General features: G+C 65.3%; 25 protein-coding genes, 4 tRNA genes and 1 pseudogene. 15 read left to right on the forward strand and 15 right to left on the reverse strand.

Features of this window, described 5'->3' with window-relative positions; all coding sequences use genetic code 11:
- The 3 genes and pseudogenes from VFA16_RS08560 to pstB form a co-directional block, all read left to right on the forward strand.
- Positions 1-146, forward strand: a pseudogene (locus VFA16_RS08560) (phosphate ABC transporter permease subunit PstC); the annotation flags it as partial.
- On the forward strand, positions 143-1,057 hold the full coding sequence (gene pstA, locus VFA16_RS08565; protein WP_324967400.1) for a phosphate ABC transporter permease PstA: 915 nt from the start codon (positions 143-145) through the stop codon (positions 1,055-1,057). The pseudogene VFA16_RS08560 and the gene pstA, both read left to right, overlap by 4 nt.
- A gap of 8 nt (positions 1,058-1,065) precedes the next feature.
- Positions 1,066-1,842 carry a phosphate ABC transporter ATP-binding protein PstB gene (gene pstB / locus VFA16_RS08570; protein WP_324967401.1) on the forward strand — a complete coding sequence of 259 codons (777 nt, stop codon included), beginning with the start codon at positions 1,066-1,068 and terminating at the stop codon, positions 1,840-1,842.
- Here pstB and phoU read toward each other — a convergent pair.
- The 5 genes from phoU to VFA16_RS08595 all read right to left on the reverse strand — a co-directional run bounded on the left by phoU (position 1,839) and on the right by VFA16_RS08595 (position 7,850).
- Complete coding sequence (gene phoU / locus VFA16_RS08575; RefSeq protein WP_324967402.1) at positions 1,839-2,522, reverse strand: phosphate signaling complex protein PhoU; 684 nt, start codon at positions 2,520-2,522, stop codon at positions 1,839-1,841. The genes pstB and phoU overlap by 4 nt on opposite strands.
- A gap of 101 nt (positions 2,523-2,623) precedes the next feature.
- Entirely contained in the window at positions 2,624-4,753 is a 2,130-nt protein-coding gene (locus VFA16_RS08580) for an LCP family protein (protein WP_324967403.1), read from the reverse strand.
- Positions 4,754-4,979: 226 nt separating this feature from the next.
- On the reverse strand, positions 4,980-6,113 hold the full coding sequence (gene dusB / locus VFA16_RS08585; RefSeq protein WP_324967404.1) for a tRNA dihydrouridine synthase DusB: 1,134 nt from the start codon (positions 6,111-6,113) through the stop codon (positions 4,980-4,982).
- Positions 6,114-6,119: 6 nt separating this feature from the next.
- On the reverse strand, positions 6,120-7,133 hold the full coding sequence (locus tag VFA16_RS08590; RefSeq protein ID WP_324967405.1) for an acyl-ACP desaturase: 1,014 nt from the start codon (positions 7,131-7,133) through the stop codon (positions 6,120-6,122).
- Between the two features lie 132 nt (positions 7,134-7,265).
- Complete coding sequence (locus tag VFA16_RS08595; protein WP_324967406.1) at positions 7,266-7,850, reverse strand: TetR/AcrR family transcriptional regulator; 585 nt, start codon at positions 7,848-7,850, stop codon at positions 7,266-7,268.
- Between the two features lie 68 nt (positions 7,851-7,918).
- Between VFA16_RS08595 and VFA16_RS08600 the strand changes: the two genes are divergently transcribed.
- Positions 7,919-8,923 (forward strand): oxygenase MpaB family protein, encoded by a 1,005-nt coding sequence (locus VFA16_RS08600; protein ID WP_324967407.1) that lies wholly within the window; start codon positions 7,919-7,921, stop codon positions 8,921-8,923.
- A 4-nt stretch (positions 8,924-8,927) separates the two neighbouring features.
- Here the strand turns inward: VFA16_RS08600 and VFA16_RS08605 are convergent, their stop codons facing one another.
- From VFA16_RS08605 to VFA16_RS08615, 3 genes are read right to left on the reverse strand one after another with little or no spacing between them, the layout of a single operon-like run.
- On the reverse strand, positions 8,928-9,152 hold the full coding sequence (locus tag VFA16_RS08605; protein ID WP_414687671.1) for a zinc transporter Slc39a7: 225 nt from the start codon (positions 9,150-9,152) through the stop codon (positions 8,928-8,930).
- The gene (locus VFA16_RS08610) at positions 9,149-9,523 is read right to left on the reverse strand and encodes a metalloregulator ArsR/SmtB family transcription factor (RefSeq protein WP_324967408.1); all 375 of its coding nucleotides are present in this window, start codon (positions 9,521-9,523) and stop codon (positions 9,149-9,151) included. Before VFA16_RS08610 ends, VFA16_RS08605 begins: the two co-directional genes overlap by 4 nt.
- Before the next feature lie 46 nt (positions 9,524-9,569).
- Complete coding sequence (locus tag VFA16_RS08615) at positions 9,570-10,052, reverse strand: nucleoside deaminase (RefSeq protein WP_324967409.1); 483 nt, start codon at positions 10,050-10,052, stop codon at positions 9,570-9,572.
- A gap of 115 nt (positions 10,053-10,167) precedes the next feature.
- Here VFA16_RS08615 and VFA16_RS08620 point away from each other — a divergent pair, with 115 nt between their 5' ends.
- Positions 10,168-11,067 (forward strand): class I SAM-dependent methyltransferase, encoded by a 900-nt coding sequence (locus VFA16_RS08620; protein ID WP_324967422.1) that lies wholly within the window; start codon positions 10,168-10,170, stop codon positions 11,065-11,067.
- Between the two features lie 3 nt (positions 11,068-11,070).
- On the opposite strand, the gene VFA16_RS08625 is transcribed toward VFA16_RS08620, so the two are convergent.
- Together VFA16_RS08625 and VFA16_RS08630 are read right to left on the reverse strand one after the other, a co-directional pair.
- Positions 11,071-12,174 (reverse strand): F420-dependent hydroxymycolic acid dehydrogenase, encoded by a 1,104-nt coding sequence (locus VFA16_RS08625; RefSeq protein ID WP_324967410.1) that lies wholly within the window; start codon positions 12,172-12,174, stop codon positions 11,071-11,073.
- Between the two features lie 76 nt (positions 12,175-12,250).
- Positions 12,251-12,323, reverse strand: a tRNA-Lys gene (locus VFA16_RS08630).
- Positions 12,324-12,445: 122 nt separating this feature from the next.
- Here VFA16_RS08630 and VFA16_RS08635 point away from each other — a divergent pair.
- The 3 genes from VFA16_RS08635 (at position 12,446) to VFA16_RS08645 (ending at position 12,735) form a co-directional block, all read left to right on the forward strand.
- Positions 12,446-12,519: transfer RNA gene (locus VFA16_RS08635), tRNA-Glu, on the forward strand.
- A 36-nt stretch (positions 12,520-12,555) separates the two neighbouring features.
- Positions 12,556-12,632: transfer RNA gene (locus VFA16_RS08640), tRNA-Asp, on the forward strand.
- Between the two features lie 26 nt (positions 12,633-12,658).
- Positions 12,659-12,735 (forward strand) — tRNA-Phe (locus tag VFA16_RS08645).
- Between the two features lie 72 nt (positions 12,736-12,807).
- Here the strand turns inward: VFA16_RS08645 and VFA16_RS08650 are convergent.
- Both VFA16_RS08650 and VFA16_RS08655 read right to left on the reverse strand, forming a co-directional pair.
- Positions 12,808-13,185 carry a type II toxin-antitoxin system VapC family toxin gene (locus VFA16_RS08650; protein ID WP_324967411.1) on the reverse strand — a complete coding sequence of 126 codons (378 nt, stop codon included), beginning with the start codon at positions 13,183-13,185 and terminating at the stop codon, positions 12,808-12,810.
- Positions 13,182-13,439: a CopG family transcriptional regulator gene (locus VFA16_RS08655; RefSeq protein WP_324967412.1), complete on the reverse strand. Its 258-nt coding sequence runs from the start codon at positions 13,437-13,439 to the stop codon at positions 13,182-13,184. The genes VFA16_RS08650 and VFA16_RS08655 overlap by 4 nt, the downstream gene beginning before the upstream one ends.
- Before the next feature lie 109 nt (positions 13,440-13,548).
- Here VFA16_RS08655 and VFA16_RS08660 point away from each other — a divergent pair, with 109 nt between their 5' ends.
- Both VFA16_RS08660 and VFA16_RS08665 read left to right on the forward strand, forming a co-directional pair.
- Positions 13,549-14,184: a M15 family metallopeptidase gene (locus VFA16_RS08660; protein ID WP_324967423.1), complete on the forward strand. Its 636-nt coding sequence runs from the start codon at positions 13,549-13,551 to the stop codon at positions 14,182-14,184.
- A gap of 17 nt (positions 14,185-14,201) precedes the next feature.
- A complete protein-coding gene (locus VFA16_RS08665; RefSeq protein ID WP_324967413.1) occupies positions 14,202-14,999 on the forward strand; it encodes a class I SAM-dependent methyltransferase in 798 nt (265 codons plus the stop codon).
- On the opposite strand, the gene VFA16_RS08670 is transcribed toward VFA16_RS08665, so the two are convergent.
- Positions 14,950-16,512: an amidase gene (locus VFA16_RS08670; RefSeq protein ID WP_324967414.1), complete on the reverse strand. Its 1,563-nt coding sequence runs from the start codon at positions 16,510-16,512 to the stop codon at positions 14,950-14,952. The genes VFA16_RS08665 and VFA16_RS08670 overlap by 50 nt on opposite strands.
- A 186-nt stretch (positions 16,513-16,698) precedes the next feature.
- Between VFA16_RS08670 and VFA16_RS08675 the strand changes: the two genes are divergently transcribed.
- From VFA16_RS08675 to VFA16_RS08690, 4 genes are read left to right on the forward strand one after another with little or no spacing between them, the layout of a single operon-like run.
- Positions 16,699-18,276: a methylmalonyl-CoA mutase family protein gene (locus VFA16_RS08675; protein WP_324967415.1), complete on the forward strand. Its 1,578-nt coding sequence runs from the start codon at positions 16,699-16,701 to the stop codon at positions 18,274-18,276.
- Positions 18,277-18,702, forward strand: a complete 426-nt coding sequence (locus VFA16_RS08680) for a cobalamin B12-binding domain-containing protein (protein WP_324967416.1) — start codon at positions 18,277-18,279, stop codon at positions 18,700-18,702.
- Positions 18,687-19,643: an LLM class F420-dependent oxidoreductase gene (locus VFA16_RS08685; protein ID WP_324967417.1), complete on the forward strand. Its 957-nt coding sequence runs from the start codon at positions 18,687-18,689 to the stop codon at positions 19,641-19,643. Before VFA16_RS08680 ends, VFA16_RS08685 begins: the two co-directional genes overlap by 16 nt.
- On the forward strand, positions 19,640-20,662 hold the full coding sequence (locus VFA16_RS08690) for a CoA transferase (RefSeq protein WP_324967418.1): 1,023 nt from the start codon (positions 19,640-19,642) through the stop codon (positions 20,660-20,662). Before VFA16_RS08685 ends, VFA16_RS08690 begins: the two co-directional genes overlap by 4 nt.
- Here the strand turns inward: VFA16_RS08690 and VFA16_RS08695 are convergent.
- Positions 20,659-20,976, reverse strand: coding sequence for a hypothetical protein (locus VFA16_RS08695; protein ID WP_324967419.1), 318 nt, complete (start codon positions 20,974-20,976; stop codon positions 20,659-20,661). The two genes, VFA16_RS08690 and VFA16_RS08695, sit on opposite strands and share 4 nt — an antisense overlap.
- Positions 20,977-20,997: 21 nt before the next feature.
- Positions 20,998-22,011, reverse strand: a complete 1,014-nt coding sequence (locus tag VFA16_RS08700) for a ferredoxin--NADP reductase (RefSeq protein WP_324967420.1) — start codon at positions 22,009-22,011, stop codon at positions 20,998-21,000.
- Positions 22,012-22,113: 102 nt separating this feature from the next.
- On the opposite strand from VFA16_RS08700, the gene VFA16_RS08705 reads away from it, so the two are divergent.
- A partial coding sequence (locus tag VFA16_RS08705; protein ID WP_324967424.1) for a class I adenylate-forming enzyme family protein occupies positions 22,114-23,202 on the forward strand: 1,089 nt, incomplete at its 3' end.

Below are 23,202 nucleotides of genomic sequence, written 5' to 3' on the forward strand. Positions count from 1 at the left end.
CCACGAAAATCGCGGCCACCGCTTCGGAGTTCAACGACCAGTTCAAAGCAGGTGCCTACATCGCCGCAGGGCTGGTGCTTTTCTTGCTGACGTTCGTGGTCAACGCGCTGGCGCGGGCCGCCGTCGCCGGAAACGGGCGCCGATGACCTCGATACTGGACCGGCCGGTCAAGGCGCGCACGTTCGCAGGTGTCAGTTTGCGTCGGCGGGTCGCAGACAACCTCGCCACCGTGTTGGTGACGCTGTCGGTGACGGTCGCTCTGGTGCCGTTGCTGTGGCTGCTGTGCTCGGTGCTGATCAAGGGATTCCAGGCCATCACGTCCAGTGTGTGGTGGACGCATTCGCAAGCCGGTATGACGGCGTTCGTCACCGGCGGTGGCGCCTATCACGCAATCGTCGGCACCGTGCTGCAGGGACTGGTCTGCGCGTTCATCTCCATCCCGATCGGCATCTTTCTCGCGGTCTATCTGGTCGAATACGCGGGCGGCACCAGGCTGGGCAAGCTGACCACTTTCATGGTGGACATCCTGACCGGGGTGCCTTCGATCGTGGCGGCATTGTTCATCTATGCGCTATTCGTGGCCACGTTCGGCTTTCCGCGCTCCGGGTTCGCGGTGTCGTTGGCGTTGGTGCTGCTGATGATCCCGGTGATCGTGCGGGCGACAGAGGAGATGTTGCGGATCGTTCCAGTGGATTTGCGTGAAGCTAGCTACGCGCTTGGGGTGCCGAAGTGGAAAACCATTGTGCGGATTGTGATTCCGGCGGGGCTTTCCGGCATCGTCACCGGCATCATGCTGGCGTTGGCTAGGGTGATGGGTGAGACGGCCCCATTGCTGATCCTCGTGGGCTACTCGCAGGCCATGAACTTCAACATGTTCACGGGGTTCATGGGATCGCTGCCCGGCATGATGTATGACCAGACATCGGCGGGCGCGGGCGCCAACCCGGTGCCCACCGATCGGCTGTGGGGCGCCGCGTTGACTCTGATCCTGCTCATCGCGGCCATCAATGTCGGGGCCAGAGTGGTCGCGAAAATGTTTGCGCCTGAGAAGTTATAGGAGTTTCGGTGGCCAAGCGGTTGGACCTCAAAGAGGTCAACATCTACTACGGGTCGTTCCATGCGGTCGCCGACGTGTCGTTATCGATCCTGCCGCGCAGCGTCACGGCGTTCATCGGGCCGTCGGGCTGCGGCAAGACGACAGTGTTGCGCACGCTGAACCGGATGCACGAGGTCATCCCCGGCGCGCGGGTCGAGGGCACGGTGCTGCTCGACGACGACGATATCTATGCGCCTGGCATCGATCCCGTCGGTGTGCGCCGCGCCATCGGCATGGTGTTCCAGCGCCCAAATCCCTTCCCCACCATGTCAATTCGCGACAACGTGGTGGCCGGGCTGAAGCTTCAAGGTGTTCGCAACCGCAAGGTGCTCGACGAGACCGCCGAATACTCGCTGCGCGGCGCGAACCTGTGGGACGAGGTCAAGGACCGGTTGGACAAGCCCGGCGGCGGGTTGTCCGGAGGTCAGCAGCAACGGCTGTGCATCGCGCGGGCCATCGCCGTGCAGCCCGATGTATTGCTGATGGACGAGCCGTGCTCGTCGCTGGACCCGATCTCGACGATGGCGATCGAAGAGCTGATCGCGGAATTGAAGCAGGACTACACCATCGTCATCGTCACCCACAACATGCAGCAGGCTGCGCGGGTCAGCGATCAAACCGCGTTCTTCAACCTCGAATCCGTCGGAAAGCCGGGCCGGCTGGTGGAGATCGACGACACCGAGAGAATCTTCTCCAACCCCACCCAGAAGGCGACCGAGGACTACATCTCCGGCCGCTTCGGCTAACCGGAGGAAGGCACCGCGTCGTCGTCGGAGAACTTGGCGTCGGGAATTTCGCCGGTGGCCTGGAAGATAACGCGACGCGCAACCTCGACCGCATGGTCTGCGAAGCGTTCGTAGAACCGGCCCAACAGCGTTACGTCGACAGCGGCGGCCACGCCGTACTTCCAATCGCGATCCATCAGCACCGTGAACAGGTGCCGGTGCAGATCGTCCATCGCGTCGTCTTCTTCGCGGATGCGGGCGGCCTTTTCCGGATCGCGAGACAACAGCACCTCCTGGGCGCTGTTGGCCAATTCGCATGCGAGCCTGCCCATTTCAGCGAAATATCCGTTGACCTCTTCAGGCAGCGCGTGTTGGGGATGACGCCGGCGAGCGATCTTGGCGACGTGCAGCGCCAGTGCGCCCATCCGGTCGATGTCGGCGACCATCTGGATGGCGCTGACGATCGCCCTCAAATCACCGGCGACCGGCGCCTGTAACGCCAGCAGCACGAAAGCGCTTTCCTCGGCCTGTGCGCTGAGCGCCGCGATCTTTTCGTGGTCGGAAATCACTTGTTCGGCCAGCACCAGATCGGCTTGCAGCAGCGCCTGTGTTGCGCGTTCCATGGCAGCCCCGGCCAGCTCGCACATCTCGCCGAGCCGGTCCGATAACCGTGAAAGTTGGGCATGGTACGCGGTGCGCATGGGTCAAGCGTACGTGCTCAACACTGCGATGGGCCGCAAGGACGACATGAATTGGCGGTGAATGCCCGAGCGCGGATCGGTCTCCGCGAATCTTCCTGTGCTTACTTGCAGCTGGTATCGGCGGCGTTGGTGACGCTCAAGTCGTCGGGCAGCTTGGTCGGTGTGCCGTTGGTGCCGCGGTCGATTTGGACACTGACCGACGAGCCGCTGGGCGGCGGAGTTGAGACCGCCCGGAAGTCAGGGCCGAGCACCACCTGTACGACTTGCCCGATTCCGGTCATCCGCTCGACCTTCGAATTCGGGAACGTCGATGCCACCGTCGCGGCCGCCTGCTCGTTGCCCGGTGAGAAGAACACCGTGGTGCCTTTCAGCGAGCTCGGGTAGTCGTCTGGCGTCATCACCTTGAAGCCGTGATGTTTCAGTTGGGTGGTGGCGGTGGCGGCCAGCCCGCTCTTTCCGGTCGAGTTCGACACCTGAACGGTGATCTCTTGCGGTGCGGTGGTCACAGCCTGGACCCGCTCGGCGCGGGCCTCGGTGGCCGGGCTGGGTTGTGGCGCTTTGCTGGTCGTCGACTTGGTGGTCGGCGTCGACGTCGCGTTCTGGTCGTTCTCTTTGGGCAGCGGATCGTCGTTGATGATGGCGTCGAACAACGCGCGCACGTCGGAGGTGCGTGGCGGCTCGTTGCCGTCCTCGTCGGTTTCGCCGGTCGTCGGCACGGTCACGAACGTGATGTGCCCCGCGGTCAGGCCCTGCACCGACTGGCCAAGGTCGACTAGGTCCTTGGTTTTGACGTTGTCGACGTAGCTGTCGCTGATGAACATGTTGACCACGTTGTTGAGCTTGGACAGCGACAGGAAAGTGTCTCTGGAGATCAGCGAACGCAGCAGCGAAGACACGAAGCGCTGCTGGCGCTTGATGCGCCCGTAGTCGCCGTTGTCCTCGGTGGTGACCTTGCGGGCGCGGACATAGTTCAGCGCTGTTTTTCCGTCGATGACTTGCCGTCCCGCCTGGGCGAGCACTGTGCCGAGTTCCTCGTCCTTGAGCGGCGTCGTGCTGCAAACTTCCACCCCGCCTAGCGCATCGACCATGTTGGCGAAGCCGACGAAGTCGATGGCGATGAACCGGTTGATGGAAAGACCGGACAACTTCTGGATGACTTTGACCAGGCATTTCGGGCCGCCGAACGCATACGCCGAGTTCAGCTTGGTCTCGGTGTACACGTACTTGGGCCCGTACGTTCCCGTCTTGTCGTCGTAGAGGGGACCGTAGGCGCCGGTGTCGGGGTTCCACGCCTCGCATTGGACGGGGGTGATCGCTAAGTCCCGCGGGAACGACACTGCGACCACGCGTTTGCGGCTCGCCGGAATGTTGACCAGCATCACGGTGTCGGATCGGGCGCCGCCGGCGTCTTCAGTGTCGCCGGCGCCCATCTGGCTGTTCGCCCCAGCGCGGGAGTCGACGCCGACGATCAGGAAGTTTTCGTCACCGTATTGGCCGCCGGGGTCGAGGATGTCGCGCGAATGTGGGTCGAGGGCGCTGACGTTGTTGAGGCGGTTGTTTTTCGACGTGCTCCATTGCCAGGCCCCGCCGGTGAGGACGAGCGCCAGCAGGGCCATTAACGCCGCGACCGATCGCGCCGCCAGCAACATCGGGCGGCGGTTAGGTTTCGGCGTCGGAGTCGGTTCCTCTGTGGTGGTCGTGTGGATCCCGGTGGGCGGCGGCACCCTATCCGACGCTTTCGGCAGGACGGTGGTTTGTTCGGCGGCGGTTTCTGCGGCGACGCCGATGTGCTGGTTGCCGACCGGCTGGTAGTCAGGAAGCTCATCGGCGTATCCCGCCAAAAGGCCGTGCACGGAATCCGGTTCACCAGGCCATTCGGCGATTGCGTCGGGCGGTTCATCCTCTGGGACGGCGTGATGATGCCGGGGCTTTTCGGCGGATTGGCCGCCGAGCTTGGCGATCAGCTCGGCGACCGTCAGGGCGCCGTCGGTGTGGCATCCGGTCGGCTCGGGTTCCGCGGCGTGGTCTCGGCTCGGCTCTGCCGGCGGTGCGGCTGACCATTGCCGCGTACCGGTCAACGGACGGACGCCGACAGCGTTGCGTGACGGGCCCGAGAAGCGCTCCCACGGCGCGGCGCCCAGCGGTGACGGACCTACCCGGGTAACGCTTGCCTCATCGGCACCCGAATTCCGCGGACGGTCAGGAGTGGCGCCATCGTCGCCGTCACTCATGTCCTACCGGCCTCCGAACTCTGGTGAGATGCCCAGTTGGTGCGCGCGCATTTAGGCAGCGCTGACGGACACAGCACTGCAAAGCCACGCGCCATTTCGTAAGGTCGCGCTGTGTTTGTCGCAGTCGTGCACCGGCGCCCGAACGATCCGCCGCCGAAGCGCGATACACCAAGGTCCATATCGTACTGAGACATCGGCGCTCGCGCGATGCCAAGGTTGTCCCGATTCAACCACCCGAATGCATGATGTCCGCACCCTCGGGCACCGTGCAGTCCTCGCGATCGGTGAGCCAGCCGTCGGGCAGCGCCACCCGCGCTGGCGATCCTTGCCGACCTCGCGGGCCGGTCGCAGTCGCCGGGAACGGTACGTCGGGGTCGAGCCGGCCCAGCAGGTCATCGAGCTCCTCAAACGTCTTGACCAGCGCCAACGCCTGCCGCAACTCCGAGCCGGCGGGAAAGCCGTGCAGATACCAGGCGATGTGTTTGCGCAGATCCCGCATGCCCTTGTCTTCGCCGAAGTGGGCGGCCAGCAGCTTGGCGTGCCGGCGGATGATGTCGGCGACCTCGCCAAGCGTGGGTGGGGTAGGGGCAGGACGGCCGGTGAAGGCGGCGGACAGCTCGGCGAACAGCCATGGCCGGCCCAGGCAGCCGCGCCCGATGACCACGCCGTCGCACCCGGTGGCCGCCATCATGGTCAGCGCGTCGCTGGCCTCGAAGATGTCCCCGTTATCGAGCACCGGGATCGTGCGTACCTGCTCCTTGAGCCGCGCAATCTGCTCCCAATCCGCAGCGCCGGAGTAGCGCTGCGCCGCGGTACGGGCATGCAGGGCGACCGCGGCGGCGCCTTCGGTCTCGGCGATGCGCCCGGCGTCCAGGTGGGTGTGGTGCTCGTCGTCGATACCGATGCGGAACTTGACCGTCACCGGTATGCGGGTGCCCTCGGTGGCGCGCACAGCCGCGGCCACGATCTGGCCGAACAGCCGCCGCTTATACGGCAGCGCCGCCCCGCCGCCGCGTCGGGTGACCTTGGGCACCGGGCAGCCGAAGTTCATGTCGACGTGGTCGGCCAGATCCTCCTCGGCGATCATCTTCACGGCCTGGAACGTGGTGACCGGGTCGACGGTGTAGAGCTGCAGCGACCGGGGTGACTCGTCGGGGGCGAAGGTCACCATGTGCATGGTCGCCGGCTGGCGCTCGACGAGCGCGCGTGCGGTCGCCATCTCGCAGACATAGAGGCCGCTGACCGTGCCCACCTTGGATTGCTCCAGCTCTCGGCACAGGGTCCGGAACGCGACGTTGGTCACACCCGCCATCGGGGCCAGCACCACCGGGCTGGCGAGGGTGATCGGACCGATCCGCAACGCCGGCTACCGCCGGCTCATCGCCAGCTTGCCTGCGGTTTTATGCAGCTCGAGGGCGGTGACCTTCTTGCCCGTGCGAGCTTCCCGCTCGAGTTGACGCTGCTTGGAAACCTCGAACTTCTCGCAGGCCACCTCGAGTTCTTTCATCAGCACGGCCAGGTCGTCACGCAACTCGGCGGCCTCACCGGTGAAATCTTCGCGCTCGAAGATGCGCCATTTCTTCAACACCGGCATCACGACATGGTCGAGGTGGATGCGTGGATCGTAGACGCCGCCGACCGCGATCATCACGGCCTTGCGCCGAAACTCCGGCACCGTGAACCCGGGCATCTTGAAGTTACGCAAAACCCGGTGCAACGATTTCATCGCCTTGTTCGGCTCGAGCTCCATGCCGGCTTCGCTGAGGTCACGGTAGAAGATCATGTGCAGGTTCTCGTCGGCCGAGACTCTGGCCAGCAGCTGGTCAGCGATCGGATCGTCACAGGCCTTGCCGGTGTTGCGGTGCGAGATGCGGGTGGCCAACTCCTGGAACGTGACGTAGAGAATTGAGTCGAAGATGTTCTCGCAGAACAGGTCGCCCTGGTGGTTCTGGCCCGGGCTGAAGCCCCGATTGACCACCTCGATGCGCAGCAACTCCAACTCGACCGGGTCGACCGCCCGGGTCACCACCAGGTAGTCGCGCAGCGCGATGCCGTGCCGGTTCTCCTCGGCGGTCCAGCGGTTGACCCACTGGCCCCAGGCGCCGTCCATGCCCATGCTCATCGCGATCTCGCGGTGATACGACGGCAAATTGTCCTCGGTCATGAGGTTTTGAACCATCGCCACTTGGGCGACATCGGAAAGCTTGGACTGCTCTGGTGACCAGTCCTGGCCGCCGAGAGCGTAGAAGTTCTTGCCGTCCGACCACGGGATGTAGTCGTGCGGATTCCACTCCTTGTGCATGCTCAGATGCCGATTGAGGTTCTTTTCGACGACCGGCTCGAGTTCACGCAACAGGTTCAGGTCCTTAGGATCCGGCACAGCGCCTCCCGGGTATCTGTGTCTGTCGGTTTCAGTCAATATATCTGTGTATGCCAGTAGCATCAAGTTAGGCCGGCGGTCGCGACGGCATGTCCCCGCGGTCCCAGATCGGCCCTATGAAATCGGCCCCCGCTAGTGGGCGGTGGCCCTGCTCATGAGCATGTCGACGCAGTAGTCGATGAATTGCGTGCGGGTGGCGGTCAACCGTCCGTCCAGGTAGGCGGTGAACAGCGCGGTCAGCCCGCCGATCAGGCTGGTGGCGACCATGTTTTGCTGCACCGGATCGCTGATTCGGGTTAGCTTGCGCTGCAGCAATTCGATGAAGCTGGGCATCCATTCCGCCCCGGAGCGGATGAGCACCGGCTCGACCCCAGGTGCCAGCAACAGCACCCGGCCGCGCACCGGATCGTCGACCATCAACGCGACGAACTGTTCGACCGCTTCCCGCGGTGTGGTCGCCGACATCAGCGTCGACATGGCGCGGGTACAAACGTCGTCGTAGACCGCGCGGACGAATTCGTCTCGGTCGGCGAAGCTTGCGTAGAAGTAGCGCTCGGTCAACCCGGCTTGGCGGCACACCGCGCGCACGGTTACCGCCGGCCCGCTTTCGTCGCCGAGCAGCTGTACTCCGGCGGCGATGAGCCTGTCGCGGCGCAAAGCCTCGCGATCTTCCAGGGGCACACCGGACCAGCGGCCCCGTCGTTGACCGGAAGGCACATCTCTCCTAGGGTGGAAACTGACAACGCATGTAGTCAGAATTGCTGACCGCGACAGGAACTGCCACAGTGACTCAACATACGTCTGCGGCGGCGCCGCTGACCAGCGAAAGCGGGGTTGCCGCCGGCTGTCCGGTGTCGACGCTGGGATACGACGCCCCGCCCAAGCCGCTAGGTCCCGAGTCGCTGACCTGGAGGTACTTCGGCGATTGGCGCGGCATGCTGCAAGGGCCGTGGGCCGGGTCCATGCAAAATATGCACCCGCAACTGGGAGCCGCGGTCGAAGAGCACTCCACGTTCTTTCGGGAACGCTGGCCGCGCCTACTGCGCTCGCTGTACCCGATCGGCGGCGTGGTTTTCGACGGTGACCGCGCCCCGACGACGGGCGCCGAGGTGCGTGACTACCACATCGACATCAAGGGCGTCGACGGCCAGGGCCGCCGCTATCACGCGCTGAACCCCGATGTTTTCTATTGGGCGCACGCCACTTTCTTCGTCGGCACTTTGATTGTGGCCGAACGTTTTTGCGGCGGAATCAGCGACGCACAAAAGCGACAGCTGTTCGACGAACACGTCGAGTGGTACCGGATGTATGGCATGAGCATGCGGCCGGTGCCGAAGACCTGGGAGGAATTCCAGGCCTATTGGGACCACATGTGTCGTGAAGTCCTCGAGAACAATTGGGCGGCCCGTGAAGTACTCAACCTGAGCGAATTGCCCAAACCTCCGTTCGCACAATGGCTTCCGGACTGGTTGTGGGCCACACAGCGAAAACTTTTGGCGCCGTTCTTTGTTTGGCTGACCGTCGGACTATACGATCCGCCGGTACGCGAGCTGATGGGCTACGCGTGGTCGCGCCGCGACGAGTGGATGCACCGGCGCTTCGGCGACGTGGTGCGGGTGGTATTCGCGCTAGTGCCGCCGCGGTACCGCAAGCATCCCCGGGCGCGGGCCGGTTGGGACAGGGCCACCGGCCGGATTCCGGCAGGCACTCCACTGGTGCACACGCCCGCCCGTAACCTGCCGCCTCTCGACGAGCGCGACAACCCGAAGCATTACTGCCCGGACGTCTGACGCATCAACTGTGGGCGTGGTTGTGCGCTTCCTCCAGCCCTGACTGGTGCACGTGTTGGTGGGTGTGCTCGGTTCCGTCGTCGTGGGTGTGGGCGTGCTCGTGCTCGACGTGGTCGTGCTCGTGGGTGGTGTGCGCGTGGGCGTGAGTCACGTCCCCGTGCTGGTGCTCATGCGCATGCGGCGCCTCGTGTGAGTGCTCGTGGTGGGGCATGGTGTTCTTCTCCTTCATGAGTTTTCGGTAACCACCTGCAGCCCGGGATCGCCGCGGTGGTGCCGCGGAACGCCCGGGCCGGCATGCTCGGCGTTGAAGACGGCGTCGACGACGAGTCGGCGCACGTGGTCGTTTTCCAGGCTGTAGAAGATCGTCGTTCCGACCCGGCGGGTCCGGACCAAGCGGGCCATCCGCAGCTTTGCCAAGTGCTGGGATACCGACGGCGCTGGTTTGCCGACGTGCTCGGCGAGCTCGTTGACCGACATCTCGCGATCGGCCAGCGACCACAGCACCTTCACGCGCGTGGCGTCGGCCAACATCCTGAATACCTCGACCACCAGACTGACCTGGTCCTCGGGCAACCGGTCATTCTGGTTATCTGCATGCATACGCAGATAATAGCGCAACGACACCCGCGCGCGTCAAGCCCGAGCGTCACTGCGCCGTGCGCTGACCGCCATTGCGTCGGCACCAGAATCGGTAGACATCGACCGCCGCGTCCCGTGGCTCGTAGCGCATTGGCAGCCGCCGCTGGTCCCAGTCCTTGGCGAATTCGTCGTAGAAGGTGGCGAGCTCAAAGTATTTGCGGTCGTCGACGTAGTACGGCTCGTACCCGTCTCGCGTGGTCAAGAACACGACTTCGTCGGGAGAGCAGTAGTACAGCGAACCCAGGCACATCGGGCACGGGTGGGCCAGCACGTAGATGGTGGCGCCGGTTAGATGTTCGGTGCCGAGCTTTGTGCAGGCCTGGCGGATCGCGACGATTTCCGCGTGAGCGGTGGGGTCGTGGGTCTGGGCCACCTGGTTGGCGCTCTCGGCGAGGATTTCGCCGTCCTTGACGATGACCGTCGCGAACGGGCGGCCGCCCTCGGCGACGTTCTGGCGAGCCAACTCGATAGTGCGCTGGGCGAAGTCCATGACGGCTCCTCGGGAGCAGGCTGCGGCCGAGAGTAGTCCGCCTGTCCCGGGCCAGCGCCGGCTGTGGTAGTAAATAGCCTAACTATATTGCTGGGACGTCGGGATGAGGGCCGAGATGGTGCGCACCGAAAGCGATAGCTGGGATCTCGCGACGAGCGTGGGAGCGACGGCCACGATGGTTGCCGCGCAACGGGCACTGTCCTCTCAGAGGGGGCTGATCGACGACCCGTTTGCCGCGCCGCTGGTGCGCGCGGTCGGCATCGATGTCTACACCCGGCTGGTCAACGGGGAGATTCCGGTCGGTGAGGGCTCCGACTTCGATCCGGACCGCATGGCGCGCGGCATGGCGGTGCGAACCCGGTTTTACGACCAGTACTTCCTCGACGCCGTGGCGAATGGTGCTCGGCAGGTGGTGATCCTCGCTGCCGGGCTAGACGCCCGGGCCTATCGTTTGCCATGGCCGGCTGGCACCGTCCTCTACGAGGTGGACTTGCCGGAGGTCATCGACTTCAAAACCGCCACACTGCAAAAGCTCGGCGCCGAGCCGAAAGCCGAGCGGCGCACCGTGGCTGTCGACTTGCGCGACGACTGGCCGGCAGCGCTTCGCGAAGCCGGATTCGATTCCGGTGCGGCCGCGGCGTGGAGCGCCGAGGGATTGGTGGTCTATCTGCCGTCGGATGCTCAGGACGCCCTGTTCGATCACATCACCGCATTGAGTGCGCCCGGTAGTCGGCTGGCTTTGGAATTCGTGCCCGACACTGCGATTTTCGCCGACGAGCGGTGGCGCGCTCATCACGAACGGATGGTCGAGCTCGGATTCGGTGTCGTTGACTTCAACGAGCTCGTCTACCACGGCGAGCGCAGCCACATCGTCGAGCACCTGAGCCGCAGCGGCTGGCAGGTCTCCCACCGGCCCGTCGCCCAGATGCATGCCGACAACGGCTTCGACTATCCCGACGATGACGTCGCCGCTGCCTTCGCCGATGTGACCTATCTGAGCGCCGTGCTCCAGTAGCGCTCAATGCAGGTGCGGTAGCACGTTGCTGCGGTAGAAGTCGATCGCGGCGACCGGGTCGCGCTGGGGAAAGTGCATGAACGGCGTCGCGCCGGCATCGAGAACGGCCTGCACCGCTTTGATGTGGGTGGCCGCATCGGTTCCGGTTGTCCAACCTTTGATCACCTTGTCGAGTGGATTGCGCTGTGCTGCCTGCTGGATGCCGACCGGGTTGGGCTGGTCGACCGCGCCGCCGGTGAACCGCCATAGTTCGGCGGCGCCGTTGATCTCGTTCTGGTCGCCGACGACGGCGAACATCTCGGCGCGCTTACCCAATTTGGCCGGATCGCGGCGCGAGGCCTGCGCCCCTTGGTTGAACGCCGCAACCAGCTTCTGGTCCTTGACGCCGTCGGCTTGGGTGATCCAGCCGTCGCCATATTGGCCGGCCAGCTGGGCGCTTTTCGGACCGCCGGCGGCGACGAAGATCGGCGGCGGCGTCGGCGGCACGTCGTAGACCTTGAGCTGATTGGTCTGAAAATAGCGGCCCTGGAACGAGATTCGCTGGCCGCTCCACAATTGGCGGATCAGTTGGATCGCTTCGATCAAGCGGTCGTGGCGTTCTTGGTAGCTGCCGAACTGGGTGGTGGCCGCTTGCTCATTGAGCCGCTCGCCGGTGCCCACACCGAGGAACACTCGCTCGGGGAACAGGATCGCGAGCGAAGCGAAGGCGTGTGCGACGGTCGTGGGGTGAAAGCGCCAAATCGGGCAGGTGACGCCGGTGCCGAACGGGACATGTTGAGTCCGTTGGCCCACCAATGCGAGCGTGATCCACGGGAACATCGCATGCCCTTCGTTGTCCTGCCAGGGCTGGATGTGGTCGCTCGCCCACAGATAACGGAATCCGGCTTCCTCGGCTGCGTGCGCTTGATCCACCAGCTGAGCGGTTCTGAATTGCTCGTGCGAAAGTACGAACCCCACACCCGGTCCGGAAGGCGGTGGCGGCGGGGCCGGGGCAGTGGACGGTGACGGCGCGGGTTTCGAGCTGCATGCGGCCGCCACGCCGGTGGCAGTCATCACGCTCACTCCCGCGAACAACTGACCCAAGGCGCGCCGTGACATTCCTTTCATGGCCCGGGAGTACCCAGAAGTGGGGCCGACATCAATGCCGGCAGGCCGGGCGTCGGCGCAGGTCATAAGCGCAAAGTGCCCCCACCAGGACTCGAACCTGGGACCTGCGGATTAAAAGTCCGTAGCTCTACCAACTGAGCTATAGGGGCGCGAGGCACAGGATACTGCGTATGCAGATGCGGCTCGTTTGAGGATTCGGTCGGCGGTAACCTAAGCTGGCGTGGCTCCCAACGAAACCACGTTGCGAGTACCCCGGAGAGATTCGGTTCTGGCCCCCTTCGTCTAGACGGCCTAGGACGCCGCCCTTTCAAGGCGGTAACGCGGGTTCGAATCCCGTAGGGGGTACCGCTACGCGGCGACGCGGAGCACACAACACAACAAGGCCCTGTGGCGCAGTTGGTTAGCGCGCCGCCCTGTCACGGCGGAGGTCGCGGGTTCGAGTCCCGTCAGGGTCGCCATTACGGCGAGACACACGCTGTCTTCCGGCCAGGTAGCTCAGTCGGTATGAGCGTCCGCCTGAAAAGCGGAAGGTCGGCGGTTCGATCCCGCCCCTGGCCACCAAGCTCTCCGCCAGCACGGACGGGACTGATCGCGTGATCGACAGTTTTGAGACTTGCCCGGGCGGACGCGAAGTTAGTACGGGGGCTCCAGCCCGGCAAACATCGGGAAGTGGCGCACATTCGTCGTCAACAAGTCGGCCTCGATGACGATCGCGGTCGCGGCGATCAGGTAATCGACTGCGCCGATGCCGCTATGGCTTCGTCGGTACCGACGCGCGAGTCGTCCACCGACGCGTGACACATCCTCGCTCACTTCGGCCCAACGCAGCGCGGAGCAGAATTCCTCGAAGCGGTTGATTTGCTTATCGCGTATGCCCGCCAGGAGTTCGAACCTGACCAATTCGCTTGCCACCAAATCCTCACCGGTGTCGGTCAATGTCGTGAGCAGATCGACAGCTGCGGGCTCGCCTCGCAAATGATCGATGGCAATTGTGGTGTCAATCAGCTTCACGCCAAACCGAGTCTGCTCAGGCGCTCGTTGAGGTCGCCGCGAACGGCGTCGACGTAGTCGGCACCGGTGAAGTCACGTCCCCGCCAGGAGCCGGCGCTTCGCTTCAGGGCGGCCAGCCTCGCTTCCTTGCTCCGGTTTCCATACGTACTGCGGATGGCCCGCCGGATCAGCTCTGACCTGGACGCGCCAGTTGCTTCGGCGGCGCGGTCGAGCAGTTCGACCTCCTCGCCGTTCAGCGTGATCTGCGTCCGCATTACATCATGATACATCTAGTGATGTCAGCCTCCATTGCTGGAATTTCGCTGGGTTAGGGACAATGCGGACGTGCGCTTCGTCCGGTTCCCGGTGGCCATCCTCGCTGTGATGTGCGGTATGAGTTGTGGTGCACGGGCTAACGCTGATGTGCCGCCCGTCGGCGCGAAGGCTCAGGCGGCGGGATTTGTCGACGTCAGGAGCGTCGTCCCGGATTCGGTCATCGACTTGCGCTACGCCACACCAAACAATTTCACCGGCGCACCGCTGTATCCCGCCGATGCGCGCTGCCTGGTTCACGGATCCATGGCATCGGGCCTCGCGACGGCCGCCGACATATTGCGCCGACAGGGACAGTCCCTGGTCTTCTGGGACTGCTACCGCCCACACGACGTTCAGGTCAGGATGTTTCAGCTAGTACCCAACCCGGCGTGGGTGGCACGGCCCGGCCAGTATGCGCACAGCCACGAGTCCGGACGCTCCGTCGACGTGACCCTGGCCCGCGCGCAGTGCCAGCAAGGTGGCCGGCCCTGCCTGGTCGAGATGGGAACCGACTTCGACGACTTCACGCCACGCGCCAACGCATTCGCCGGCGACGGCGTCACCGCGGACGCCCAGGCGAACCGGGCCCGACTGCGCGACGCGATGACCGCCGGCGGGCTGACGGTGTACTCCGGGGAATGGTGGCATTTCGACGGCCCCGGCGCCGCGGCCGATCGTCCCATCCTGGACGTCCCGGTCGACTGAAAGCGAGGAGCTCAGCGGTGAACCGTTATACCCACGGCCACCACGAGTCGGTGCTGCGTTCGCATCGTCAACGCACGGCGCAGAATTCCGCCGGCTATTTGTTGCCGCATCTTCGCTCTGGCATGTCGGTGCTGGACGTGGGCTGCGGGCCGGGCACGATCACCGTCGACCTCGCCGCACGAGTCGCACCCGGTCGGGTCACCGCCGTCGACCTCACCACCGAGGCGCTCGATGTGACTCGTCGGGAGGCGCACGAACGCAACGTCACGAACATCTGCTTCGCGATAGCCGACACCCAGGCGCTCGAATTCGCCGACGATACTTTCGATGTCGTGCATGCGCACCAGGTGCTGCAGCATGTCGCGGACCCGGTGCAGGCGCTGCGCGAAATGCGGCGCGTCTGCGTGCCCGGCGGCATTGTCGCTGCCCGCGACGCCGACTATGCGGGGTTCATCTGGTATCCACAGCTTCCCGCTTTGGACCGGTGGCGCGACCTCTACGAACTCGCGTCTCGGGCAAACGGTGGCGAGCCCGACGCCGGGCGGCGCCTGCTGTCATGGGCACAGGACGCCGGCTTCGACGAGATCGTTCCGAGTGGCGGAATCTGGTGCTTCGCAACGCCTGAGGACCGCGATTGGTGGGGCGGTATGTGGGCGGACCGGATTCTGCAGTCGGCGCTTGCCGATCAGCTCCTGGCGTCGGGATTGGCCACGGCGGCCGAGCTGACCGAAATCGCCGGGGCATGGCGAGCTTGGGCCGCTGCACCTAACGGCTGGCTGGCGATCCCGCATGGCGAAATTCTTTGCCGGGCATAGGGAATCCGCCGTACAGTTGCTCGAAGGCGTGGGCGACGTTGAGCACCGTCGCGTCGTCGAATCGCTTGCCCATGATCATGATTCCGACCGGTAGGCCGTCGAGCAGTCCGGCGGGCACCGAGATCGCCGGGTGACCGGTGATATCCATCGGTGCGGTGTTGATCGCCTTGCCGTGCGCGTTCGCCAGCAGCGCAAGGTCTTGCGGGCCGCCGACGGGAAGTGTCTCCGCCGTGTCTGGGACGGTGGGCATCACCAGCACGTCGTAGTGATCGAGCGCATCGTCATATGCGGCACGCACGTGGGGCAGCAGATTGCGCGCCTTGGCATATACGGACCCGCCGAGCGTTGTCGCGCCGTAGTGGCCGCACAGCACCGCCGCCTTGATCGTGCTAGAAAACTGGTCGGCTTTGGCGAGTCGCTGACGTGCGAAGTGCGCCATCAGCTCCGGGTCGTAGAGGCCGTCCACACCAACCCCATAACCGTTGCCGTCGAGCATCTGAGCGGCGGCACCGTCAGTGATGATGACCGTGAAGAGGTGAAACGCCGTCCGGTGCCACGGCACGCTGATCTCGTCGACGTTGCAGCCGATTTCGGTGAGCCGCTGTGCCGCCGAGCGAACCAGCTCGTCCACCTCCGGGCGCGAGCCCGGCTGGCCGAAGCCCTCCAAGAGCAATCCCACCCGCAGACCGGCGACGTCGCCGGTCAGCGCGGCCCGGTAGTCGACAGCACGAACGTCGTCACGCTGACGCGGATCCCGGCCGTCCGGTCCGGCCAGCACGGTGAGCAACAGCGCGGCGTCGGCGACGGTGCGCGTCATCGGGCCGATGTGATCGATGGTCCGCTCGATCGGGAAAGCGCCGGTGTAGGGCACCAGCCCGTGGGTTGGCTTATGCCCGACGACGCCGCACAGCGACGCCGGGATCCGAACCGAGCCGCCCTGGTCTGCGCCCAGCGCCAGATCGACCGCGCCGGCGGCGACCAGCGCCGCACTGCCGCTGGACGACCCGCCCGCTTCGCGGGTGGGGTCCCACGGGTTGCGTACTGGACCGCACGCCGAGGTGAAGCTCGACCCGGAGCAGCACAGGTCCTCGCAGACGCTTTTGCCGGCAATGACCGCCCCCGCGTCGAGCAGCCGCTCGACAACCGTCGCGTCGCGGCTGGCGATGAACCCCTCCAGCGTCGCCGACCCGTTCATCATCGGCATACCTGCGACGGCGATGTTGTCCTTGATGGCCACTGTCCGGCCCGACAGGGGCCCCTCTGCGCCGGAGCTGATCGTCGCTGTGACATACCAGGCGCCGAGCGGATTGTCGGCCGGCTCGGGGAACCGGTAGGCGCGTTCGGGCACGTGGGGCCGCTCCAGCTTGTCGTACAGCTCGTCAACGGCGTCGTAGGACGTGAGCGTGTACCCGGTGATCGCGGTGTACGCCGCCAACGCATCGGTGTCGAGATGGAAGCCGAAGTGACTCGCGGCCGAAGCCAGATCCGTTGTTGATGGCCGGGGAACCGCCATATGCACCTCCGTACAACCCTCGAGTGCAAATTGTGCCGGTTGTGCGGTTTCATACGCGACGCGCTGGGCGCGGCCGATTGAAAACCCGCGGTTGCGGCGGTGCGGGCACCCCGGCGCGGGTGCCTTTTCGTGCAGGTCAGCGCGCGGTATTGGCATTCTCTTTTTTTGCAAGTACGTTATCAGTCGATGGATAACGCAGCTCAGACCTCCGCCGGCATCCCGCTCGCGCCGGCCTACGGGCCGGAGGACCGTAGCAGCGAACCGCCGCCCCCGGGGACCTACCCGTTCACCCGGGGCAACTTCGCGTCCGGGTACCGCGGCAAGCTGTGGACGTTTCGGCAATACTCGGGGTTCGGCACCGCCGAGGAATCCAATCGCCGGTATCGCTACCTGCTCGAACAGGGCGGCACCGGACTCTCGGTGGCACTCGACCTGCCCACCCAGTGCGGGTTCGACTCCGACGATCCCGAGGTCGTCGAAGAAGTCGGCCGGGTCGGCGTCGCGGTCGACAGCCTGGCTGATGCCGAGATTCTCTTCGACGGCATCCCGCTGGACAAGATCAGCACCAGCATGACCATCAACGGCACCGCGGCGATCCTGCTGGCGTTCTACGTCGCCGCCGCCGAGAAGAAAGGCATCCCGCGGGCCAAGCTCACCGGCACCATTCAGAACGACATCCTCAAGGAGTACGCCTCCCGGGGCACCTGGATCTGGCCGCCCGAGCCGTCGCTGCGGTTGATCGCCGACACCATCGAGTTCTGCGCGGCCGAAGTCCCGAAATTCAATGCAATTTCGGTGGCCGGGGCGCATTTCCGCGACGCCGGTGCCAACGCGGTGCAGGAGATGGCGTTCACCCTGGCAGACGGCGTCACCTACTGCGACACCGTGGTCGAGCGGGGCCGGATGAGCATCGACCAGTTCGCACCGCAGATCTCGTTCTTCTTCTACACCCACGGCGACTTCTTCGAAGAAATCGCCAAATACCGTGCGGGACGGCGTCGTTGGGCCACGATCGTGCGCGAACGCTACGGCGCCAAAACCGACAAGGCGTCGATGTTCCGGTTCGGCTGCGTCTGTGGCGGCGCCTCGCTGTATGCGCCGCAGGCGCACAACAACATCGTGCGGGTGGCCTACGAGGCGATGGCAGCGGTGCTCGGCGGGGTGCAGTCGATGTTCACCGCCGCATGGGACGAGCCGTTCGCCCTGCCCACTGAGGAGTCCACCACCCTGGCCTTGCGCACCCAACAGATCCTGGCCTACGAAAGCGGGGTGGCCCGGGTCGCCGACCCACTCGGCGGCTCCTACTTCGTCGAGGCGCTCACCGATGCCACCGAGGCCCGCATCATCGAGATCATGCACGACCTCGAGCAGCACGGCGGCATGGTGCGGGCGATCGAAGACGGTTACCTGCAAGGGCTGATCGCCGACGAAGCCTATCGGATGCATCAGGAAATCGAATCCGGCGAGCGGCCGATCGTCGGGGTCAACCGGTTTGTCGCCGAGGAGCCGCCACCGGAGATCGCCACCTACGAACTCGACGCCGAAGGACGCGATCTTCAGCTCAAGCGGCTGTCCAAGGTTCGGGCCGAAAGAGACTCTGCTGCAGCGCAATCCAGCCTCGCAGCGCTGTCCCGCGCGGCCGAGGGTACCGAGAATCTCATGCCCAAGCTCGTCGACTGTGCCAACGTCTATTGCACAGTCGGTGAAATGGTGTCGGCGCTCAAAGCTGTGTGGGGCGAGTTCCAGCAGCCGGTGGTGTTCTAGATGGCAGTACGGATTCTGGTCGCGAAGCCCGGACTCGACGGTCACGACCGCGGCGCCAAGATCGTCGCCCGCACCTTGCGTGACGCGGGCTTCGAGGTGATCTACACCGGCATCCGGCAGCGCATCGAAGACATCGCCTCGATCGCGGTGCAAGAAGACGTGGCACTGGTGGGTTTGAGCATCCTGTCTGGTGCGCACTTGGCGCTGACGGCCCGCACGATCGAAGCGCTGCGCGCCGCGAATGCCGCCGACATCGGCGTCGTCGTCGGCGGCACGATCCCCGAATCCGACGTGCCCAAGCTGCTCGACGTCGGTGCGGCGGCGGTCTTTCCGACCGGGACGCCCCTGGACGTACTGGTGCGGGAGATCCGCAAGCTGACGGGCGTCCCAGAACCTAGCGTGGAGGAATCGTGCGCCTCGGAGTGATGATCGGTGCCGAGCGCGGCGATTCCGCGCGCAAGGTCACCAAACTGCTTGACGACATCGAGTGGCCCGAGGACGCTGGCATGGACACCGCGTGGATTCCGCAGGTGCCTAACGACTTCGACGCGCTGACGGCGGTCGCGTTGATGGCGACCCGAACAACGCGCATCGAACTCGGCACCGCTGTGGTGCCGTTGCAGGCGCAGCATCCCATTGCCCTGGCGCGTCAGGCGCTGTCGGTGCATGCCGCTGCCGGCGGCAGGCTGGCCCTCGGCGTCGGGCCGTCGCATCACTGGATCGTTCGCGACATGCTCGGCCTGCCCTACGAGCGGCCGGCCGCGTTCACCCGCGACTACCTCGAGGTGCTGGCCGTCGCTTTCCGCGGGCCCGGCCCGGTGGACGTCGAGAACGAGACCTTCACCGTGCACAACCCGCTGGATCTCGCCCCCGTGGCGCCGCTGCCGGTGCTCGTCGCCGCGCTCGGACCGGTGATGCTTACCCTGGCGGGGGAGCGCGCCGACGGTACGGTGTTGTGGATGGCCGATGAACGCGCGTGCGCCGAGCACGTGGTCCCCCGGATCACCAAGGCCGCCGACAACGCGGGCCGGCCGGCTCCGCGCATCGTCGCCGGCATACCTGTATGCCTCTGCGCGCCAAGCGAAGTCGATGCTGCCCGCGAGCGGGCCAACCGGATTCTGGGCGAGGCCGAAGTCTCGCCGAACTATCAGCGGCTGCTGGGGTACGGCGACGCCCGCGACGTCGGTGACATCTGCGCGGCCGGCGACGAGGAGGCCATCTTGGCGCGGTTCCGTCGCTTCGCCGACGCGGGGGTGACCGATCTGTCGGTGCGGTTGCTGCCGATCGGCAACAACCGCGACGAGCTTGTCGCCTCCAAACGCCGTACCCGGGAAGTCATCGCGGCGCTCGGCGCCGAAGTGCGATGACGGCACCGCTGGCGGGTATCCGGATTCTCGAGGTCGGCACCATGCTGGCCGGGCCGTATGCCACGATGCTGCTGGCCGACCTCGGTGCGGAGGTCACCAAAATCGAGCCGCCGGGCGGGGAGATCTCCCGTCAGGTCTCCGACAGCTACTTCGCCAGCCTCAACCGCAACAAAAGCAGCATCTGCTTGGACCTGAATTCGCAAGAGGCCCAGGCCAAGTTAGGCGAGCTCGTCGCGCAATCTCATGCGCTGCTGGTGAATCTGAAACCATCGGCAATCCGCCGGCTGGGGCTGACTTACGACGCGCTGCGCCGCTTCAACGAACGGATCGTCTGTGTGGCGATCACCGGGTTCGGGCTCGACGGCGGCGACCAGCCCGCGTTCGACTATGTCATCCAGGCGACCACCGGCGTGGCGGCGCTCACCGGCGAGCCCGACGGACCGCCCACCCTGCCCGGCTACTCGTCGGCTGACAACTCCACCGGATTGGCTGCTGCACTTGGACTGCTGGCGCAAATCACGTCGGGCCGCGGCGGCCAGGTGGACGTGTCACTGCGCGACGTGATGCTCTCCCAGCTCAACTATCACGCATCGGCCTATCTCAACGACGGTGTCGAGCCGCAACGCCGACCGTTTGGCGCGCACTCGTACTACGTTCCAGCCCAGATGTTTCCGACCGCACATGGGTACCTTGCGCTGTTTGTGACCCATGACGGGTTCTGGAAATCGTTTGCCGCCGAAGCTAACATCGACGGGTTTGAAACCATGGTGGAACGGGTGGCCCGCCGCGACGAGGTGCTGGCCGTGGTCAGCGCAGCCCTGGCCAAAGATACCGCCAGCAATTGGGAAGCACGGCTGCGACCGCTCGGGGTACCCGCCGCTGCCGTCCGCACGCTGCCCGAAGCGCTGCACGCCACTACCGAGATGATCGTTACCGCAGGGGATTTCCGTTTAGTCGGCAGCCCGGTCCGCATTGCGGGTTACCAGCCGGACTACCGGCCGCCGCCGGAACTGGACTAATGATTCCGACGCTCGGTCGTCACCTCAAGTAGCCGCATCGTCGGCGGCGGGTCCAACTGCAGGGCGTCGGAGAGGTGCAAGTCGCCCGCGTGAGCCAGCATGTTGTCCAAGATCGCCTGAAGGTCATCGCCCTCGATCTCGTAGAGCGCGACATAGGGCCCGTCGTCGGCGACCGGGCGCAGCCGCCGCGCCGCGACAAATCCGTCGAGCGCCATCAGCTCGCTCAGGTGGACGTCGTCATACCAGGTGTTGTACTCGGCATCGCGATCCGGCGAGCTGGGCCGACTCTCGACATAGAGCACGCCTTTGGGCATCGTCGTCGCCTCTCTGCAGCACTACTCGTAGCGCACCGTGACCGACGGCGTGTCCGGTACGCCCTGGCACGTCAGAATGTAGCCCTCTTCCACCTCGTCCTCGGTGAGCGCTTCGTTGTTCCGCATCGTCACATGGCCTTCGATGAGGCGCGCCATGCACGTTCCGCAGTTACCCTGCTCGCAGCTGAACGGCGGCGCCAGGCCTGCCCGCCGCGCGCTGTCCAGCAGCGTTTCCCCCGCGACCCGCGGCACCGACGCCTTCTTGCGCTCGAGGAAGATCGTCACCGTGCCCTGCCCGTCGGCGCCGGCGTCCGGCGTCGGCTCCGAAGGCTGCGGCTTGATCGTCGGCGCGAGGTCGAAATCCTCGACGAACACCCGCCCCGGTCCGGGCAGCGCAGAGCGCACGACGGCCATGAACCCCTCCGGACCGCACACATAGTTGTCGGCATCGACGTCCGCGCCCACGAAATCCCGGATATCGGTCGCGTCGATCAATCCCTGCTCGGCGTCGATATGGCGCACCACCGACAGCCGGCCCGGATACCGCTCGACCAACTCGTCCAGCACCGCGTCGAAGATCACCGATTCGCGATCCCGGTCGGCGCACAGCACCCGTACGGAGCGGTCCGTCGTGGCCAGCGCACTTTTGGTCAGCGACAGGATGGGGGTGACGCCGCTGCCGCCCGCGAAGGCCAGCAATGGCGCCGAGGTCGGTTGCAAGCAGAAGGTTCCGGCGGCTCTGGTCATGGTCAGTTCATCGCCTTCAGCCACGTTGTCCACCAGCCAGTTGGACACCTTGCCGCCAGGGACCCGTTTGACAGTGGTCATCAGTTCGGAATCGGTCTCGGGCGCGCTGGACATCGAATACGACCGATACAGCTCCTCGCCGTCCACCCGTACACGAAACGTGCAGTACTGCCCGGCGCGGTAGGGGAACGGTTGCTGGTGGGCAGCCAGCACGAAGCTGCGGGTGTCGGCGGTCTCCTTGATTACCCGGGTGACCGTCGCCCGCTGGAACGCGTGTAGCTCCGCCATCGCCCCCTCCAAGCGCTTCGTGAGGCACTTGCGTTCTTCAGTATAGAGAATACTATTCTCTCAAAGCGATAGTATCTTCTCAACCTGATGACGGGGCGAAACGTGTCCGAGCCGGCGGTGCTCGCGTTCGAGCAGCGGCACTTCAGCTTGCCGCAGCTGGATGCATTGGCCGGCGGTTTGGCGGCGGCGTTAGCTAAGCGCGGCGTGACAGCCGGCCAGCGTGTTGCGCTGATGTCGTCCAATCGGCCCGAATTCGTCGTCGCGCTCCGTGCCATCTGGCGGTTAGGCGCCACGGTGGTGCTGATCAGCCCGGCATGGAAGCGCGACGAGGTCGAGCATGCGCTGGAGCTGACAAATCCAACCCATGCGGTGGGGGACCATCCGGTGCTGGCGGAGTTGATGCCGATGCTGAACCTCGACGAGCCGATGCCGCCGGGCGACGCGTCCAGTGCCTCACCGATCCCGGGCGCCGACGCGGCATTGGTGTTCAGCTCCGGTACGACGGGGCTGCCCAAAGCAGTGCGGCACACTCACGCTTCGCTGGGCGTCGCGGTGCGACAGTGGCGCGACGCGCTGCAGCTGACTTCGCGCGACCGCATCCAGATCGCCACGCCGCCTTCCCATATCCTCGGCCTGCTCAACATCGTCACCGCGCTGCAGACCGGGGTCTGGATGCGGCTGCACCGGCGCTTCGATATCGACACGATGCTGAGCCACATCGAGGCTGACCGCATCACCGTCGAGATGGCGGTTGCCCCAATAGTTTTCGCGATTGCCTCGCATCCACGGCTGGAGTCCTATGATTTGTCGTCGCTGCGGTTCATCATGTGGGGTGCCACGCCGGTCAGCCAAAGCGTCGCCGAAACAGTCACCCGGCGCACCGGCATCGGCTGGGTTCCCGCCTACGGCACTACCGAGTTGCCGGTCATCGCCTGCAACCCGCTCGACGGGGCGCGGCTGGATTCCGTCGGGCGTGCGGTGTGCGGTGTAGACGTGCGCGTGGTGTCGCTGCAGACCGGTGAGCCGGTTTGCCCCGGAGAAGTCGGCGAGATCCAGGCGCGCTCGCCATCACTGATGGCCGGCTACCTGCCGGACGAGTCCACTCGAGAAGCTTTCTGCGATGGCTGGTATCGCACCGGCGACGTCGGCTACCTCAACGCCGGCGGCTGGCTGCGGATCACCGACCGGTGC

It is taken from the genome of Mycobacterium sp., from assembly GCF_035653355.1.
In the GTDB taxonomy this organism is placed as follows: Bacteria; Actinomycetota; Actinomycetes; order Mycobacteriales; family Mycobacteriaceae; genus Mycobacterium.